The organism is Streptomyces albus subsp. chlorinus, assembly GCF_013302895.1.
Classification (GTDB): Bacteria; Actinomycetota; Actinomycetes; order Streptomycetales; family Streptomycetaceae; genus Streptomyces; species Streptomyces chlorinus.
In genome coordinates this window covers 6,169,223-6,186,482 of record NZ_VJOK01000001.1, presented here as the reverse complement: position 1 = coordinate 6,186,482, position 17,260 = coordinate 6,169,223, and the positions used below count along the sequence as shown (strand labels likewise).

At 74.5% G+C, this 17,260-nt stretch carries 12 protein-coding genes and 1 pseudogene; 3 read left to right on the top strand and 10 right to left on the bottom strand.

Annotation, left to right across the window (positions count from 1 at the left end; genetic code table 11):
• Both FM076_RS26830 and FM076_RS26825 read right to left on the bottom strand, forming a co-directional pair.
• Positions 1-727 (bottom strand): aminotransferase class I/II-fold pyridoxal phosphate-dependent enzyme (locus tag FM076_RS26830; RefSeq protein ID WP_345945246.1); only part of this gene is annotated, 727 nt, incomplete at its 3' end.
• Positions 728-1,292: 565 nt separating this feature from the next.
• Positions 1,293-2,078 (bottom strand): annotated as a pseudogene (locus FM076_RS26825) (SigB/SigF/SigG family RNA polymerase sigma factor); the annotation flags it as partial.
• Positions 2,079-2,430: 352 nt separating this feature from the next.
• On the opposite strand from FM076_RS26825, the gene FM076_RS26820 reads away from it, so the two are divergent.
• A complete protein-coding gene (locus FM076_RS26820) occupies positions 2,431-3,240 on the top strand; it encodes a methyltransferase domain-containing protein (protein WP_173873462.1) in 810 nt (269 codons plus the stop codon).
• 256 nt (positions 3,241-3,496) lie between these two features.
• Positions 3,497-3,856: a VOC family protein gene (locus tag FM076_RS26815; protein WP_173873461.1), complete on the top strand. Its 360-nt coding sequence runs from the start codon at positions 3,497-3,499 to the stop codon at positions 3,854-3,856.
• 143 nt (positions 3,857-3,999) lie between these two features.
• Here the strand turns inward: FM076_RS26815 and FM076_RS26810 are convergent, their stop codons facing one another.
• Positions 4,000-5,991 (bottom strand): DUF5107 domain-containing protein, encoded by a 1,992-nt coding sequence (locus tag FM076_RS26810; RefSeq protein WP_173873460.1) that lies wholly within the window; start codon positions 5,989-5,991, stop codon positions 4,000-4,002.
• 226 nt (positions 5,992-6,217) lie between these two features.
• Positions 6,218-6,901: a 4'-phosphopantetheinyl transferase family protein gene (locus tag FM076_RS26805; RefSeq protein ID WP_173873459.1), complete on the bottom strand. Its 684-nt coding sequence runs from the start codon at positions 6,899-6,901 to the stop codon at positions 6,218-6,220.
• Between the two features lie 392 nt (positions 6,902-7,293).
• On the opposite strand from FM076_RS26805, the gene FM076_RS26800 reads away from it, so the two are divergent.
• A complete protein-coding gene (locus FM076_RS26800) occupies positions 7,294-8,307 on the top strand; it encodes an aminoglycoside phosphotransferase family protein (RefSeq protein ID WP_345945244.1) in 1,014 nt (337 codons plus the stop codon).
• A gap of 59 nt (positions 8,308-8,366) precedes the next feature.
• Here FM076_RS26800 and FM076_RS26795 read toward each other — a convergent pair whose 3' ends face one another.
• The 6 genes from FM076_RS26795 to FM076_RS26770 all read right to left on the bottom strand — a co-directional run bounded on the left by FM076_RS26795 (position 8,367) and on the right by FM076_RS26770 (position 17,067).
• A complete protein-coding gene (locus tag FM076_RS26795; protein ID WP_173873458.1) occupies positions 8,367-8,900 on the bottom strand; it encodes a DinB family protein in 534 nt (177 codons plus the stop codon).
• Positions 8,897-10,930, bottom strand: coding sequence for a prolyl oligopeptidase family serine peptidase (locus FM076_RS26790; protein WP_173873457.1), 2,034 nt, complete (start codon positions 10,928-10,930; stop codon positions 8,897-8,899). Before FM076_RS26790 ends, FM076_RS26795 begins: the two co-directional genes overlap by 4 nt.
• A 5-nt stretch (positions 10,931-10,935) precedes the next feature.
• On the bottom strand, positions 10,936-12,393 hold the full coding sequence (locus FM076_RS26785; RefSeq protein WP_173873456.1) for a M20/M25/M40 family metallo-hydrolase: 1,458 nt from the start codon (positions 12,391-12,393) through the stop codon (positions 10,936-10,938).
• Positions 12,386-13,219, bottom strand: a complete 834-nt coding sequence (locus FM076_RS26780; protein ID WP_173873455.1) for a M55 family metallopeptidase — start codon at positions 13,217-13,219, stop codon at positions 12,386-12,388. The genes FM076_RS26785 and FM076_RS26780 overlap by 8 nt, the downstream gene beginning before the upstream one ends.
• Positions 13,220-13,354: 135 nt before the next feature.
• Positions 13,355-13,987: a hypothetical protein gene (locus FM076_RS26775; RefSeq protein ID WP_173873454.1), complete on the bottom strand. Its 633-nt coding sequence runs from the start codon at positions 13,985-13,987 to the stop codon at positions 13,355-13,357.
• A gap of 362 nt (positions 13,988-14,349) precedes the next feature.
• Positions 14,350-17,067, bottom strand: coding sequence for an MFS transporter (locus tag FM076_RS26770; protein WP_243274646.1), 2,718 nt, complete (start codon positions 17,065-17,067; stop codon positions 14,350-14,352).
• Positions 17,068-17,260: the final 193 nt, after the last annotated feature.

Here is a 17,260-nt window from a genome sequence, read left to right as displayed (position 1 = left end):
CTCCGGCGCCGACGAGCGCGGAGTGCAGCGCGCGGGCCAGGGTGCCCCGCAGTCCGGCCTCGGCGGCGCGGCGGGCGAGCAGCGGCTCGGGCTCGCTCAGCGCCTCGGCGGCGACGGCGGCCACCTGGCCGGGCAGCGGGGCGTGGAGCGCGCCCAGCGCCTCGTGCACCTGTTCGCCCAGCAGCCGCCCGCGCCCCGCGCCGGGGAACCGGGCGATCCCCGCGCGCAGGTCCGGCGGCAGCAGCGCGGAGCCGAGTTCGGCGAGGACCACCACGTGATCGGCCTGCTCGGTCCCGGCCAGCATCTCCGCCGGGCTGACGAACACGGTGTCGTGCGGATCGTGGGAGGTGTCGCGCCAGCTCTCGTCGCTGACGATCAGCAGGCCCTCGTCGACGGCGGCCTCGCACACCTCGTGCAGCAGTTCGGGCGGCGCGGCCGTCCCGGTGACGTCGTCGGCCACCGACAGCACCAGCACCCGCGGCGCCTGTCCCGCGCCGCGGGCCCGGCGCACCGTCTCCAGCAGGGCGAACGGATCGGGCGTCCCGCCGCACTCCACCGGCACCGGCACGGTGTGCACCGCCCGCCCCAGCGCTCGCGCCTGGGGGCCGTACCAGGACGAACAGGGGTGCGGCAGCAGCACACTGCCGGGGTCGTCCGGCCGGTCACGCCCGCCGGCCGCGGCCAGGACGGCGAGGAGCAGCAGGGGCGCGCCGGGGGCGACGGCCACCTGCACCGGGTCCGTCGGCAGGCCGCGCCGCCGCCAGTAGCGGCACGCGGCCTCGCGCAGCGGCAGCACGGAGGGGGCCGTGCGCGACCCCGCGCCCGTGGCCGCCCCCTCGTCCGTTGGCCGCATATCTCCTGCCTACCCGTAGATCACACAAGCTGCCTGGTTCCACCTTGGCAGACGCAGGTGACACCGGCACCGGCGACACGTGCGGTGCGATCAGGGCGCGGGGCCGCGCGTCAGGCCGCGGTGGGGGCGGCGACGTGGTCGCGGCGGACGCGCCCGCCGGTGCGGGTGGCCTCACGGCGGTGGGTCCGCTGCCTCGCGGCGTCCTGCCGGGTCGCGGTACGGCGAGTGGCCGTCCGCCGGGCGGCCTCACGCTCGCGCCGCGCTTCCTCGGCCGGGGCGTCGACGGGCCGGGAATCGGGGGACGGGGAGGAGGGCCGGGCACCGCCGGCGGAGCGCCGGGCCCCATCGGCGGAGGGCGGGGCGCAATCGGCGGAGGCGGCAGGGACGCGGCGGCGGCAGGGGACGCGGCGGCACCGGGGGCCGCGCGCTCCAGGCGCCGGTCGGCCTCCACCTCGCGGTGGATACGGGTGCAGGTGCGGCTGATGAGCCGCGAGACGTGCATCTGCGAGATTCCGAGCTGCTCGGCGATCCGGCTCTGCGTCATGTCGCAGAAGAAGCGCATGTAGAGGATGCGCCGCTCGCGCTCGGGCAGCCGGCGCAGCCTCGGCTTCACGGCCTCCCGGTAGACCACCTGGTCGAAGCCGGGTTCGGGGCCGCCGAGCGTGTCGGCGAGGGAGTACCCGTCGTCGGCGCCGGGCAGTTCGGCGTCCAGGGACAGCGTGCTGTAGCTCTCCAGCGCCTCCATGCCCAGCAGCACGTCCTCCTCGCTCAGCCCGCTGTGCTCGGCGATCTGCCGGACGGAGGGACTGCGCCCGTCCGGGGAGCAGCTCAGTTCGCGCTGGCTGATCCGCACGCGGTTGCGGAGTTCCTGGACGCGGCGGGGCACGTGCAGGCCCCACATATGGTCGCGGAAGTGCCGCTTCACCTCGCCGACGATCGTCGGCACGGCGAAGCTCTCGAAGGCGCAGCCCCGGGAGAGGTCGTAGCGTGCCACGGCCTTGACCAGGCCGAGCGCGGCAACCTGTTCGAGGTCTTCGAGCGCCTCCCCCCGGTTGCGGAAGTGCCGGGCCAGCCGCCCGGCCATCGGCATCCAGGCGCGTACCACGCGCTGGCGCAGCTCTTCCTTCTCCGGTCCGTCGGGCAGTTCGGCGATGCGCCGGAACTCGGCCGTGGTGTCGGGCGCGTCGTCGTGCGGGTGCCTCTGGCGTTTCGTGCGCGCGGTCATCGGCGGTGCTCCCCTGGCGGTCGTCTCGTCGGACAGTCACCGCGGGAGCTTCAGGCACTGGCGGGGCGAGCTGGGACACGCAGGTCGCTCCCGCGGATGTGCCTGCTTTCCGAAGCACTGGCGTGCGGGTGCCCGGCAACCGGAACGACAAACGTACCGATGCGCACCCGGTCAACTCCCTTTCCTCACAGGGGCAACCGGGCCGGGGCGGCCATGCGGGGCTGGGGCGACGGGATGACGAGTGACGGGGGGATGGGATGGACAGGGTGCCGGGGTGACGGGGCGGGAAGGAGCTGACCACAATACGAGACACTCTTGCTCACATACCAAGATGCCTATCTAAGGTGCACGCATGGCACACGAGACCGCCGTCTACACGCACGGCCACCACGAGTCCGTCCTGCGCTCGCACCGCTGGCGCACCGCCGCGAACTCCGCCGCCTACCTGCTCGCCGAACTGCGCCCCGACCACCGGGTGCTGGACATCGGCTGCGGCCCCGGCACCATCACCGCCGACCTCGCGGGGCTGGTGCCGCACGGCTCGGTCACCGGCCTCGACGCGGCAGCCGGAGTACTGGAGCAGGCGCGTCGGACGGCGGCGGAACGCGGCCTGGACAACGTTGCGTTCACGACCGGCGACGTCCACGCGCTCGACTTCGCGGACGGCTCGTTCGACGTCGTCCACGCCCACCAGACGCTCCAGCACGTGGGCGACCCGGTCGGCGCGCTGCGGGAGATGCGCCGGGTGTGCGCGCCCGGCGGGCTGGTCGCCGTCCGCGACGCGGACCACGGCGGCATGCTCTGGTACCCGGAGGTGCCGGGCATGCCCGAGTGGCTGGACCTCTACCGCCGCGTCGCGCGGGCCAACGGCGGCGCCCCGGACGCCGGGCGCCGCCTGCACGCCTGGGCACGCCGCGCGGGCTTCACCGACGTACGGGTGACCACCAGCACATGGTGCTTCTCCTCCCCCTCCGAGCGCGCATGGTGGAGCGGGCTGTGGGCGGACCGCACAGTGGCCTCCGACTACGCCGACATCGCGGTCGACAACGGCCTGGCCACCCGCGACGAGCTGCGGCGGATCTCGGAGGCGTGGCGCGCCTGGGGCGCGGAGGAGGACGGCTGGTTCACCGTCGTCCACGGCGAAGTCCTCTGCCGGCGCTGACCGGACGGCTCGGGCGCCGGGACGTGTTGCGGCGCGGACACCTTGTGGCGCGGACAGGTTCCGGCGCGGACGCGTTTCCGGCGCGGACGCGCTTTCAGGCCGGACGCGTTTCGGACCGGACGCTTCGGACCGGACGCTTCGGACCGTCGGACCGTCGGACCGGAGGAGCCGGTGTCCGTGCGCCTCCGGCCCGTGCAACTCCGCACTGCGCACCCGGCATTCGGCAGGACCGGCGGCCCCGCCCTAGGGTGGGGCCATGGATATTCTGGGGACCTCGTTGCGTATCTGCGTCGACAATCTGGACGCCGCCGTACCGGTGTACGAGCGGCTGGCGAGCGCGGAGGCGGTGCGCTTCCAGAACGGCCCGGTGGAGGTCGCCGCCGTGGGCCCCTTCTTCCTGATGAGCGGCCCCGAGGCGCACCTCGAGGTGCTCAGCAAGGTCAAGGCGACGCTCGCCGTGAAGGACGTGGACGACGCGCTGGCCGACCTGCACACCGTCGGGGCCCAGATCATCGCGGGCCCCAAGCCCACCCCCATCGGCCGCAACCTGGTGGCCCGCCACCCGGACGGGAGCGTCTTCGAGTACGTGGACAGGAAGAACGCCCCACACGACTGAGGTCCCGCGCCGCCAAGTGGGGCCCGCGCCGCGAAGTGGGGCCCGCGGCGCGGGGTGGGGCACCGCGGAAGTGGGGACCGTTCCGCTCTCGCACCAAGGGTCACCCGCTCCCGCACCAGGCCCACCCGCTTCCGTACCGGGGGTCACGGCCGCATTCGGAAGTCGTAGCGCGCCGGGAGCGGGTCGTCCGTGAGGGCCGCCCACGTATCGCTCAGCGCCTCCTCGCCCTCCCGCAGGTCCTCGACCTCGAAGTCGCCGTCGAAGACGGCACGGGCCTCGGCCGCCTCCCCCCGGGCCAGCAGCACGCGGGCCCGCAGCAGGTGGAAGCGGCCGCGGCGCCCCGCCTCGGGGACCGTGTCGAGGACGCACGCGGCCTCGTCGGGGCGGTCGGCGGCCAGCAGTGCCTCGACCGCCTCCCTGGCCAGCGCCCACCGTGCCGCGACGGCCGGCTCCTCCTCCCCGGCCAGACACCGGCGGGCGTCCTCGACAGCCGCGAGGTAACGCTCGGCGGCGCGGGGGTCGTTGCCGTCCTGCCGGTCGGCGACAGCCAGGCAGCGCAGCGCGGGCCAGCGCGGCCCCCGCTCGCCCGCCCGCTGCACGGACCGCTCCCAGCTGCGTACCGCCTGCGAGCGGTCCCCGGCGTGCCACTGGGCGACGCCCAGGTGGTAGTCCAGCTCGCACCCGGAATCCCCCTCGTCGGGGTGCGCGGACTCCAGCAGCTCGCGCCACTCGGGAGCCACCAGCGTGGGGCCGGGCGGCGCGCTGTCCGGGCCGCACGGCAGCGTTCCGGTGCGCAGCAGCTCGGCCCACGGACGCTGGTCGGGGCCGAGGGTCCCCGCCGGGAACGGCGTGCCGGGCAGGGTGAAGCGGCCCCGCTCCACCTCCAGCGCTCCCCAGCCGGAACCCGGTGCCAGCCGTTCGGCCTCCGGCTCGGCGTCGGCGTACGGCCGCCATGCCGCGAACGCCGCGTCCACGGTGGCGCGGGGCAGCGCGGCCTCCAGCCGCCGCTCGGTGTGGGCCCGTGCCGTCGTCCAGTCGGCGCCGTGCACCGCCGCGGGGTCGGCGGCCAGTGGCCCGTACGCCTCCAGCCAGGCGAACTCCCCGCCGGCCTCCAGCGGGACGTGTTCGAGCTGGGTGCGGGCCAGGCCGGCCTGGATCTCGGCGTACCCGGGCGTGCCCGGCTCGGTCAGCCACTGCTGCCACCGCCGGCCGCCCGGCCCCGCGCCCCAGACGAACAGCTTGCGTCCGCGCAGCAGATCGGTGGAGGTCTGGACGAGCCCCTGCCCCTTCTCGTCGAGCGAGGCGATCCACTTCCGCCCGCCCTCGGGCACCTCGTAGAAGTAGTCGGCCGGGAACCGGCTGTTCAACGGGTAGGTGAGATCGGTGCCCTGCCACTCGGGGACGGTGATCCGGCGCAGCCTGCGCTCGTACGCGAAGTACCAGGTCTCCTCCGCGGGCGCCAGGACGCGGGTGCCCTCGTCCTCGGGGACGGCGATGTTCGACCACCAGTAGACGGGCACGGTGCGGTGGTGCGGGTTGCGGACGCGCACCCCGACGTAGAGGAAGTCCGACTCGTCGGGCAGCCACAGGTCCACCTGGAACGGGGTGTCACGCAGCCGCTCCCACTCCCACAGCCGCACCATGGCGCCGTCGCCGTCCGGCGCGGGCACACGCGCCGCGTGCAGGGGCGCGCAGGAGAGCGTCGTGTGCCCCGTGGCGCCGATGTTCCACTCGATGCCGCCGGAGTACCAGGCGCCGTTGAGCGCGAAGTCGGCGGGCTGGAAGACCGGGTTGGCATACAGGAGTTCCCGGCCGGACGGCTTGTGGAAGAGCGAGGCGACCCGGCCGCCGAGCCCCGGCAGCACGGTGGCGCGCAGCCGGTCGTTCTCCAGCACCAGCGCCTCGAACACGGTGGGGGTCCGCTCCCGCCCGTACCCGTCCAGGACCCGGACCGGCAGCACGGAACGCAGCGGCCCGTAACCGACCTGCCGCGCCATCCCGGCGGGCAGCGCGGCCCGTTCGGACTCCGTGAGCGTGTGGGCCTCGTCCGGCGGCAGCAGCGCGGGCAGGGGGTTCTCGGGACCGAGCGGCGCGGCGGGCAGGGTCCGGGTACTGCGTCGTACAGTCGTGCCCACGGCAACCTCGCTTCATCCATACGTCGTCCACGGGCGCCGCCGCCTGACCGGGACCCCCGATGACCATGGAACACGCTCCGCTGCCCGGGCGCCAGATCCTCCACCGCGGCCGAACGCGCCCGAACCGGTCCGCCGACCGGTGCGTTCCTCCGGCCGGTGCGGGCCCTGCGGCCGATGCGGTGCGCCGGCGGGGGCCGGACCGGTCGCGCGGACGTCCGCCCGTACATCACCCGTTCGTGTCGGACTCCCGCAGCGCGCTCGCGGCGGCGTAACCGGGCGGCGCGGCCAGGTCGGCCAGCCGCCAGCCCGGCGGCCGTCCGGGACGGTCGAGGGCGCCGACATAGGTGACGGCGGGATCCTCGCCGAACCCGGCCCCGGTGCCCTTGAGGTAGGCCTCTTTCCGCGTCCAGCAGCGGGCGAAGGCGGCGGGCAGCCCGTCGGGCGGAACGGCGGCCAGCTCCTCACGCTCGCGCGGGTGCAGCGCCCTCGCCGTCTCGGTGGCGGTGGTCACGCTCGGATGCCGTTCGACGTCCACGCCGATGGGCACGGCGGCGAAGCCGAGCAGAACGACGTCGCCGGCGTGCGACAGCGAGAAGTGCACCGGGTCCCCGGGAACCGAAGGCCTCCCGTGCGGTTCCCCGCAGACCGGGCAGTCGGCGCGGGTGAAGCGCACCCGCGCCGGATCCAGCCCGAGCAGCGCGCCCAGTTCCCTGCGCAGCGCCAGGTGAGCGACCAGATAACGATCGCGGTCGACGGGCCGTACGAACCGCGCTGCGCGGTCCCGCTCCTCGTCCGACAGCGGCGCGAGGGCTCCGGCCTCCCTGGTCTCGGCGGCGCGCTCGGAGACGCGCAGTACGTGGACGACGGGAGCACGGGCGGGATCGGTGGTACCGGCTGCGGCACTCGTCATGCCGTGACGGTACCCGAACGGACGACGAACCCGCCCCACCGAGCCCCCCGCCCCACTCCCCTCGGCCGAGCCCCGAGCCGGCCGACCCCCGCCCGACCGGGACTCGGCCCCCGCCCGGCCGGACCCGACCGCTGTCCTACCGGTGCCGACCACCGGCCGACTCGTTCTTGACCGGCTACCGGCTGGACGACCCACGCCGAGGGAGACCGATGAGGGCCGTTGCGGACCGAACGGGCCGATGGGGGCCGACCAGGGCCGGTGGGAGGCGACCAGGGCCGGTGGGGCAGCCCGGGGGAAACCGGTCGGGACATCCAGGACCGACACCGTACGGTGGTGCGGCCCCTGCCCGAACGCTGCGACCATCACCGCAGACGACCGTCAAGGACAGCGCCGTGACCACCGAACTCTCCCCCGACCCCGTGCCCACGCCCGCCTCCGCACCCGCACCACCGGTCCTCTCACCCGCCGCGCTCTTTCCCCCGACCCTGCCCGTGCTCACCGACATGAGCCGGACCGACGACGGGCGCGCCTGGCTGGCGGGGCTGCCCGCGCTGGTGGAGAAGACGCGCGAGCTCTGGCAGCTACGACTCGGCGCACCGTTCCACGGCGGGCACTGCTCCTGGGCCGCACCGGCCGAGAGGCCCGACGGCAGCCGTGCCGTCCTCAAACTGACCTGGCCGCACCCCGAGGCCCGGACGGAGGGCGCGGCTCTCCGGCTCTGGAACGGAGAGGGCGCCGTCCGACTGCTGGACCAGGACGCCGACGCCTGGGCGTTGCTCCTGGAGCGGGCGGAACCGGGCACCGAACTCGACAGCGCCGAGGACCTCCCGGCCGACGAGCGGCTGATCGCCGCCGCCGGGGTACTGCGCCGTCTGTGGACGGCCGACGTCACCGAGGCCGAGGCGTGCGGCATCACCTCCCTCACGGACACGACCGACGCCTGGGCCCGGCTCGCCGAGCAGCACGCCGCCCGCCCGTGGCCCGCCGAACTGGACACCGGCCTCTACCGTCTGGCCGCGCGGCTGTTCCGCGAACTGCCCCGCACCGCAAGCCGCGAGGTCCTGCTGCATGGCGACTTCAACCCCGGCAACGTCCTCGCCTCCGGGCGCTCCCCGTGGCTCGCCATCGACCCCAAGCCCATGACCGGCGACCCCGCCTTCGATCCCTGGCCCCTGCTGGAACAGGTGGACGACCCCTTCGACCACTCCGACCCGCACCGCGTGCTGCGCCACCGCACGGCGCTGCTCGCCGACGCGCTCGGTGAGGATGTGGACCGCGTCCGCGCCTGGTCGGTGGCCCGGCACGTCGAGTACGCCCTGTGGACCGTCGACGAGGACGACGACCTCGACGACAGCATCACCCTGCTGCGCCAGGCCCGCGTCCTCGCGGAGGTGGCGGGCCTGTAGGGGTGGCGCCTGTAGGAGTCCGGCGGCCGGGCCCGACGAAGGGGCCTCCGCGCGAGTCGTCACTCCCCCGTTCCGCCACCCGCCAGCTCGACGGCCACGTCGAGCTGGCCGACATGGCGCGCGTACTCCTGGAGCAGATGGAAGAGGATCCAGGCGAGGCTCGGAGCTTCCTCCGGGGTGGGGAAGCGGCCTCCGACTGCGGCGCGCTGGCCGAGTGCGGCCTCCGCGGTGACCCGCCGGGAGCGGTCGCACTGCGCGGCGAAGGCGTCCAGGACCTCCCGCGTGCTCGTTCCCCGGGGCACCTCCCAGCGGTCCTCGGCCTTCCCGGTGCCGCGGTCGCCCCAGGGGTCGGGGACCTGCCGGCCTGCGAACCCCCACTCCAGCCAGCGCCGTTCGACGTACTGGAGGTGCCGGATCAGCTCCAGCGGGGTCCAGCCCGACGGGAGCCGGCTGCGGCGCAGCTCGTCCTCATCGAGTGCGGCGGCCTTGCGCAGCAGGCTGCCGCGGTAGTAGTCGAGGTAGCCCTCCAGCAGGGCGTGGGGGTCGGCCAGGTCCGGGGCGGGCTCGCCCTCGGGGAGCGGCGGGATGCTCATGTTCGCGTCTCCAGACGTGGGACGTCCTCCCTGCCGAGCCCGAACGTCTCTGAGTAGAGGGCCAGTTCGGCCTCCACGGCACGGACAATGGTCTCGGCCCGCCGGAAGCCGTGCCCCTCCCCTTCGAAGGCCAGGTAGGCGTGGGGCACGCCTCTGCCCTTGACCTGCTCCAGGAAGCGCTCGCACTGGACGGGCGGGCAGATCACGTCGTCCAGCCCCTGCAGCAGCAGGAAGGGCACCGAGACCCGCTGTGCTCGGTGCAGCGGGGAGCGCTCGCGGTAGCGGCCCGGCACCTCGGCGAGGGGACCGACCAGGGACTCCAGGTACCGCGACTCGAAGTCGTGGGTCTCGCCCGTGGCCCAGCCCGTCAGGTCGAGGATGGGATAGGTGATGGTGCCGCAGGCGTACAGGCCCTCGGTCAGCGGCGAGGTCAGGGAAGCCGCGCTGGTCCAGCCGCCCGCGCTGCCGCCCCGGATGGCGAGCCGGGCCGCGTCGGCGGTCCCCTCGCTCGCGAGGGTGCGCGCCACAGCCGCGCAGTCCTCGACGTCCACGACTCCCCACTGCTGCCGCAGCCGGTTGCGGTACTGCCTGCCGTAGCCCGTCGAGCCGCCGTAGTTGACCTCCGCGACACCGATACCCCGGGAGGTGAAGTAGGCGATCTCCAGGTCGAGGACGAGGGGTGAGCGGCTGGTGGGACCGCCGTGCACCCACACCACGTACGGCGGCAGCTCGCCTGCGGGCGCCGTGTGGTCGGGGTGGTGCGGCGGGTAGACGTGGGCGTGGATGTCGCGCCCGTCCGGGCCGGTGAACGTGCGGATCTGCGGCTCGGGGTAGTAGGCCGGGTCCACCTGGTCCTCGTGCCGGGCCGCCAGGACCACGGTGTGCCCGGTGCGGGTGTCCAGCTCCACGATCTCGTAGGAGGTGCGCGGGCTGGCGGCCACACCGACGACGCGGGAGTCGACGACGGCGAGCGAGGCCGCCCACTCGGTCCACGGACCGGCCGCGTCCACCAGTTCGCCCGTCTCCGGGTCGAGCACGCCCAGCCGCTGGGCGCCCCGGCCGTGCAGCGCCGCGACCAGTCCGCCGGGCAGGGGCGCGAACCAGCGCTGGCCGATCTTCCAGGCCGCGCCCGCGAACTCCTCCTCGCGCGGACACAGCGGCACCCGCGCGGCGGCCGATCCCCGCCCGGGGCCGGCGGCCTCGGCCGCCGCCAGGTCGATCCGCTGGAGGTTCCACCAGCCGCTGGCGTCCGTGGCGATGAGCAGCGAGCCGTCGTGTGCGAACTCCGCCTGGGCCACCGACTCCTCGGGGCCTCCCGCGACCGCCCGCGGCGACCCCAGCGTGCCGTCACCAAGGATCCGCGCGGTCATGACCCGGGTGCCGTCCCAGGGCATGGCGGGGTGGTCCCAGGCGAGCCAGGCCACACGGGTGCCGTCCGGCGAGAGGCGCGGCCCGGTCACGAACCGGTCGCCGTCCCCGGTCAGCTCCCGCACCCGGCCGCGGTCCCCGGCGGCCGAGCCGTCCAGGGGGACGGCGGCCAGCAGCCGTCGCAGCTCGGTGGGGCCCTCGCCGGTGAACTCCTCCAGCACGCACCACACTTCGCCCCGTTCGGGCAGCACCACCGGGTCGCACCAGCGCAGGCCCCCGTCGGTGACGTCGGAGAGCGGGGTCAGGGGCCGCGGCTCGGCGTCCGGCGCGTCCGGTTCGAGGGCGTAGAGCCGCTGGTCGGCGAAGTGGGTGAAGACGACCAGGGGACCGCCCTCGGCACGGGGCGCTCCCGCCCAGGGCAGGCCGCCGTACTCGATGACGCGGTTGCGCACGTTCCACGGCGCGGGCAGCACGCTGACCGGGGGCCGGCCGTCGGCGGCGCACCGCATCAGCGCGCGGCGTCCGCCCTCCTCGGGGCGCGGCGCCGTCCACCACAGCTCCTCACCGACGGAGCCGAGGAACTCGGGCCGCCCGTCGTGCGCGGCGACGAGTCCCGCGTCGATGGGTGAGGGCCAGGTGCCGTAGGGGGCCTGGGTGGTCATGGTGGTCAGCCTCCTGACGGGGCGGTCGCGTCGTGGGCGGACGGGGAGCGGGCGGTGGACGGGCCGCCGGGGTCGGGCGCGGTGCCGCGGGTGCCGCCGGCGAGCAGGGCGCGGTCGAGGACGCGGATGCCGAAGTGCAGGGCCTCGACCGGCACGCGCTCGTCCACTCCGTGGAAGAGTGCCTGGTAGTCGAAGCCCTCGGGCAGTTTGAGCGGGGTGAAGCCGTAGCCCACGATGCCGAGGCGGGAGAACTGCTTGGCGTCGGTTCCCCCCGACATGCAGTAGGGCACCGCGTGGGCGCCGGGGTCGAAGTGTTCGAGGGCCTCGGTCATGGCGGCGAACAGGGGCGAGTCCACCGGAGCCTGGAGCGGCACCTCGCGGTGCTGGAACTCCCAGTGCACATCGGGGCCGGTCAGTTCGTCGAGGGTGGTGTGGAACTCCTCCTCGGCGCCGGGCAGCATCCGTCCGTCCACGCGTGCGGTGGCCGTCCCCGGGATCACGTTGACCTTGTAACCGGCCTCCAGCACGGTGGGGTTGGCGCTGTTGCGCACCGTGGGCTCGACCAGCGCGGCGGCCGCTCCCAGCCGGGCGAGCAGCGCGTCGACGTCGGCGTCCTTCGCGTCCGGGCCGAGCGGGCTCAGCCCGTGCAGCTGGGCGAGCCGGGCCAGCGCGGCCCGCACGGTGGGGGTGAGCCGCACCGGCCATGCGTACTCCCCGATGCGGTGCGCCGCGGCGGCGAGACGGCTGACGGCGTTCGCCCTGTTGACCTTGGAGCCGTGGCCCGCCCTGCCGTGTGCGGTCAGCTTGAGCCAGGCCGTGCCGCGCTCCCCCGCCGCGACCGGGTAGAGCCGCATGCCGCCCGCGTGGAAGGTGAAGGCGCCGGATTCGCTGATGCCCTCGGTGCAGCCCTCGAACAGCTCGGGGTGCTCCCGCACCAGGAAGTCCGAGCCGAACTCCGCGCTGTCCTCCTCGTCCGCGGTGAAGGCGAGGACGATGTCGCGGGGCGGCCGCACGCCCGCGCGGGACCAGGCGCGGGCGAGGGAGAGCGCCATGGCGTCGGCGTTCTTCATGTCGATGGCGCCGCGCCCCCACACCACCCCGTCCCTCACCTCGCCGGAGAAGGGGTGGACGCTCCAGTCCTCCGCCTGGGCGGGGACGACATCGAGATGACCGTGGAGCAGCAGCGCGCCCGCCGAGGGGTCGGTGCCCTCGATACGGGCGACGACGTTGGTGCGCCCGGCCTTCTTCTCCAGGAGGCGCGGCTCGATGCCCGCGTCCGCGAGCCCGGCGGCCACGTATTCGGCGGCCTGCCGTTCGTTGCCGTCGCCACCGCCCCGGTTGGTGGTGTCGAGCCGGATCAGTTCGGAGGTCGCGGTGACGACCTCGTCGAAGACCTGTGCGTCGAGATGGCCGGCGGGTCCGGGCGTCGCCGTGCCCTCTTCCGGCCTGTGCCGCTCAGCCATACTGCTCCTCCACCGCAGAGGAGACGACAGTCGTGACGGCCTTGAAGCAGCGGATCGCCTCATAGGCACTGGGCGAGGTGTAGGACACCCGGCGCTCTCCGGACCTCTCGACGCCGGGCACGACGGTGGCAGCTCCCACGAGGTGCTCGGCGTCGAACTCGATCTCGATGGTGTGGGGTTCGGGCTCGGGCGGGGTGCGGCGCACGGCCAGCGGGGCCGCGCGGCGGGCCGCGTCGCGGATCTCGCCCGCCGTGCGGGCCGGGGGGCGGCAGACGGCGGCGTACCGCGAGACGTAGTCCTTGACGGCGACGCCCTGGGCCTCGGGCGCGTAGCCCTTCGCGTCCTCGATCGTGCGGTCGTCACCGGTCACCAGCACCACCGGCACGCCGAACTCGGCCGTCACCAGCGTGTTCAGATAGCCCTCGCCGGCCCGGACGCCGTCGGCCCACACGCCCGTCAGGGAGTTGGCGAGGTAGGTGTGGGCGAGCACGCCCTCGCTGCCCGCGCCGGTGTGGTAGCCGATGTAGGCGACGCCGTCCACGTCGCCGTGCTGGATGCCTTCGACCATGGAGAGGGACTTGTGCCTGCCGGTGAGCATCTCGGCCCGCTCGTCCAGCTTTTCGAGCAGGAGGTTGCGCATCGTCCAGTGCGCCTCGTTGATGAGCACCTCGTCAGCGCCCGCCTCGAAGAAACCGCGGACGGCGGCGTCCACGTCGGAGGTGAACATCGCCCGGCAGCGCTCCCACTGCGGCGTGCCCGGCAGCACGTCCGCCGGCCAGGTGACTCCCGTTGCGCCCTCCATGTCGGCGCTGATGAGGATCTTCATGTCCGGAACGTTACGCGGTCGCCATCCGCCACGACACCCCTGTGGATAACTCCACTGGTCTACACCACTTCTTTCCACCCGGGTGGGTGAGGTGCTCCCGCGGAATCGTGGTTCATCCGCCCCTGACCTGGGAGTTCAGCACCTGGCGCAGGCCATGTCGCGCCGAGGGACGGGGCGGCGCACCTCCAGCACCGGGCAGCCGGACCTCAGGAGGCGGGAGACGAGCGGGCCCGCCGCCTTGCCCTGCGGGCGGCCCAGCATCCTCGGCAGCCGTCCGGCCAGCTCCGCCGCTTCCGGATACCACGCCGACGGGCCGAAACCCGGCACCACCCGCGTGCCCCGCAACGCCCGGTGACGCTGCAACCGGGCGGCGCGGGCGGCCAGCACCACCAGCCGGAAGGGACCGGGCGCGGCCAGCGGGTAGGCCCACCACAGCACGTCGGCCCGTTCTCCGCCGGGCACGGGCACCCTGGCCCGGCCCGTCATCGCCTCGCCCGCGCCCACCAGGTCGCCGACGCCGTCCAGCCAGTGATGGTCACCGGCGCGCGCCGTCGCGTTCAACGCCCCGGTGATGGGGAGGAGTTCACTCGCGGGCCGGCCCACGGCCTCCTCGCTCCGGTGGCCGAACACCGCGCGCGCTCCGGCCCCCCAGTGCACGACCGTGCCGCGGGCTCCGATGGCCACCGCGGCGGCCGGGAGGCAGCCTCGCACGGCGACGAGGGTGTCCTCGGGCCGGGTCCCGCGGTCGATGTGCGGCTCGCTTCCCATCGGACCTGTCCTCTCTTCCGGCGGCGGCCGGCCCCCGTCGCGTCGCACGCGACAGCCACCACCGTAGAGCGGCGGGAGAGCGGCGCGGGTGGCAATCCCCGAACGAGTGGCGCGCCGGGAGCACACGGGGGCGCTCCCGACCGGTCGGAAGCGCCCCCGGCTCCCCGTCCCGTTCCCGGGCCCGGACGCCCGTCCCGTTCCACCGTCCGATCCCCTCCTGGACACGCGCTCCGGACCGGGGCCTCATCCCCTCCCGCACGCATGCCCGGAGCCTCCCGCACGCATGCCCGGAGCCTCGCTCGCGCGGTCGGAGCCGGAACCGGCACCGGAGCCGGAAGCGGAACGGAGCCGGTGAGGCGGGTTCAGTCCTCGTGCCCCAGCTGGACGTCGCGCTCCGTCCGCCCGCCGCCCGCGATCTGCAGAACGGTCGCCACCGGCGGATAGCCGGCGGCCACCACCGTGTACTCCCCGGAGGCCAGGTCGACGAAGCGGAAGACGCCGTCGGCCGCGGTGGTGGCGGTGTCCACGACGTTGCCCGCGGCGTCCAGCAGCGTCACCCGCGCGTCCTCGACGGGCCGCCCGCCGTTGGCGCGCACCGTGCCGCGCAGCACAGCTCCGCCGGCCAGTTCGATGTCCTGCCGGGTCTCCCTGGACGCCTGTACGGACACCGGGAGGGCGGCGGGACGGTAGACGGGCGCGCTGGCGGCCAGCGTGTACTCGCCGGCGACGAGTTCGGTGATGACGTAGCCGCCCTCCCGGCCGGTGCGGGTGGTGGCGACGACCTCCCCGCGCACGTCCGTCAGCGTGACGATCGCGTCCCTGACCGGGTTGCCGTCGGCCGTCAGCACGCTGCCCGCCAGCCGTCCCGCGCCACCGAGCACCACGTCGAGGTCCACGGGCCGCTCGCCCACGGTGACGCTGACCGCGCGCGGCTGGTGCCCGCCCGCGGCGGCGATCAGTACATAGGAGCCTTCGCCGGGGGTGCTCAGCGCGTACCGCCCGTCGTCACCGGTGGCGCCGCGCCCGATCTGGCGGCCGGCGGTGTCCACGAGGGTGAGTGCCGCCCGCGGCACGGTGCTGCCGTCGTGGTGCCGTACGGTGCCGCAGACCGGGACCCCGGCGGTGAACGGCGTGGTCGGCACCGTGGGCCCGTGGTGGTACGCCTGGTCCGGCGCGGTGCCGTTGCCGTTGGGGTGGGCGCCGTTGGGGTGGCCGCCGTTCCCGTTGCCATTGGTACCGGGCTCCGGCCAGTCGGAGGATGCGTCGGTGTTGCGGGCCTGCGGCACGGACGTGTGCTGTGACACCAGTGGTTTCTCCTTGAGGAAGAGGGCCAGTGCCAGCCCGAGGACGAGCACCGGGACGAGGTAGAGGAAGATCCGCGGCATGGCGTCCGCGTACGCCTGGATGTAGCCGTCGCGCAGGGGCCCGGGCAGGGCGCGCACGAGTTCCGGGGTGACGGAGTCGGGGTCGGGCAGCTTGTCCTGGCTGCCGGGGAATTCGCGGGCGAGCGCGTCCGCGAGCCGGTGGGCCAGGAGCGTGCCGAAGAGGGCGGCGCCGACGCTGCCGCCGATCTGCCGGAAGTAGTTGTTGGCGCTGGTGGCGACCCCGATGTCGGTCGGCCGTACCGAGTTCTGCACGGCGAGCACCAGGACGGGCAGCACGAAGCCGACGCCCAGTCCGAGGATCCCGGACCAGATGCCGAAGACCTCCCGCGAGGTGTCCTCGTCCAGTTTGGACAGCAGCCACATGCCCTCGGCGGAGAGGGCGCAGCCAATGATGGGGAAGATCTTGTAGCGCCCCGTACGGGAGATGAGCTGCCCGGCGAGGGTGGAGGCGAGGACGACGCCGCACATCAGCGGAAGCAGCAGCAGTCCGGAGGAGGTGGCGCTGGCGCCCTCGACCATCTGGAGGTAGCTGGGCAGGTAGCTGGCGGCGCCGAGCAGGGCGATGCCGACGGCGGCGCCCACCAGGCCCATGATGGTGAAGACGGAGTCGCGGAACAGCCGCAGCGGCAGCACGGGTTCGGGCGCGTAGCGCTCGGCGACGAGGAAGAGCGCGCCGCTGACCAGTGCTCCGGCGCCGAGACCGAGGATGACGCGGTCGTCCCACGCGTACGTGGTCCCGCCCCAGCTGGTGAGCAGCACCAGACAGGTGGAGAACGCCGCCATCAGGAGCGCGCCCAGCACGTCGAGCCGGGGGCGCACGCGGTTGCGGGGCAGCTTCAGCGCGAACGAGGTGACCAGGAGTGCCAGCAGGCCCACCGGCACGTTGAACCAGAAGCACCAGCGCCAGGACAGGTCGTCGGTGAACCAGCCGCCCAGCAGCGGCCCGGCGACGGAGGCGAGGCCGAAGGCGGCCCCGATCGTGCCCATGTAGCGGCCGCTCTCGCGGGGCGGCACCAGGTCCGCGATGATCGCCTGCACGCCGATCATGAGGCCGCCCGCTCCGGTGCCCTGGACGGCGCGGTAGACGATCAGTTCCTCCATCGATCCGGCCCAGCCGGCCAGCGCGGAGCCGACGGTGAAGATCCCGATGGCGAAGAGGAAGAGCCCCTTGCGGCCGAAGAGGTCGCCGAGCTTGCCGTAGATGGGCAGCCCGATGGTCGCCGCCAGCAGGTAGGCGGTGACGGCCCAGGACATCTGCCGCAGCCCGTCGAGGTCACCGACGATCTTCGGCAGTGCCGTGGCGACGATGGTCTGTTCGAGCGCGGCGAGCAGGAGGGAGAGCATCAGCGCGCCGAAGACGAGGCGCATCCGGCCAGGGCTCAGGGCGGCGTCCGGCCGCGGACCGCCGTCCGGCGCCGGGGAGCCGTCGGGGCCCGGGCCGCCGGGCGGTTCGGCCCGCGACTCCCCCGGCCGCGGCTGCTCGGGCCGTGCCGCCTCCTGCTGCGGTGGCCGTGCCCCCTCCTGCTGCGGTCGAGGCGGCGAGGCGACCCCGACCGGGCCCGGTGTGGCCTCGGGCGCCGGTACGGGGGTGGCGGGCAGAGGTGTCTCCCAGTGGCCGGGCAGTTCCACCGTGACCTCGACCGCGCTCGGACCGGGCGACTGAGCCCCGTACGTCCTCGTTCCCGTCCCGCCCATCGCACTCCCCTTGCCGCTGCCTGTGGGGGAGTAGTTCTCGCATCGCACGACCAGGGCGTTCAAGCAGGGTCGAGGTGCGCGGCGTGGGGCCGGTGGGGCCCAATTTTGTTGCCCGGGGCGCCTTTTGGCCCGCCCAGCAGGGGTTTTCCCCGCGAGAGGGGTCCGCGCGCGGTCCGCTCGCTCTCGCGGGGAA

Bases quoted from the DNA above. Each gene is read 5' to 3' on its own strand.
- FM076_RS26820 (WP_173873462.1), top strand. From the start codon at position 2,431: ATGGCACACGAGACCGCCGTCTACACGCACGGCCACCACGAGTCCGTC.
- FM076_RS26815 (WP_173873461.1), top strand. From the start codon at position 3,497: ATGGATATTCTGGGGACCTCGTTGCGTATCTGCGTCGACAATCTGGAC.
- FM076_RS26805 (WP_173873459.1), bottom strand. From the start codon at position 6,901: ATGACGAGTGCCGCAGCCGGTACCACCGATCCCGCCCGTGCTCCCGTC.
- FM076_RS26795 (WP_173873458.1), bottom strand. From the start codon at position 8,900: ATGAGCATCCCGCCGCTCCCCGAGGGCGAGCCCGCCCCGGACCTGGCC.
- FM076_RS26790 (WP_173873457.1), bottom strand. From the start codon at position 10,930: ATGACCACCCAGGCCCCCTACGGCACCTGGCCCTCACCCATCGACGCG.
- FM076_RS26785 (WP_173873456.1), bottom strand. From the start codon at position 12,393: ATGGCTGAGCGGCACAGGCCGGAAGAGGGCACGGCGACGCCCGGACCC.
- FM076_RS26780 (WP_173873455.1), bottom strand. From the start codon at position 13,219: ATGAAGATCCTCATCAGCGCCGACATGGAGGGCGCAACGGGAGTCACC.
- FM076_RS26775 (WP_173873454.1), bottom strand. From the start codon at position 13,987: ATGGGAAGCGAGCCGCACATCGACCGCGGGACCCGGCCCGAGGACACC.
- FM076_RS26770 (WP_243274646.1), bottom strand. From the start codon at position 17,067: ATGGGCGGGACGGGAACGAGGACGTACGGGGCTCAGTCGCCCGGTCCG.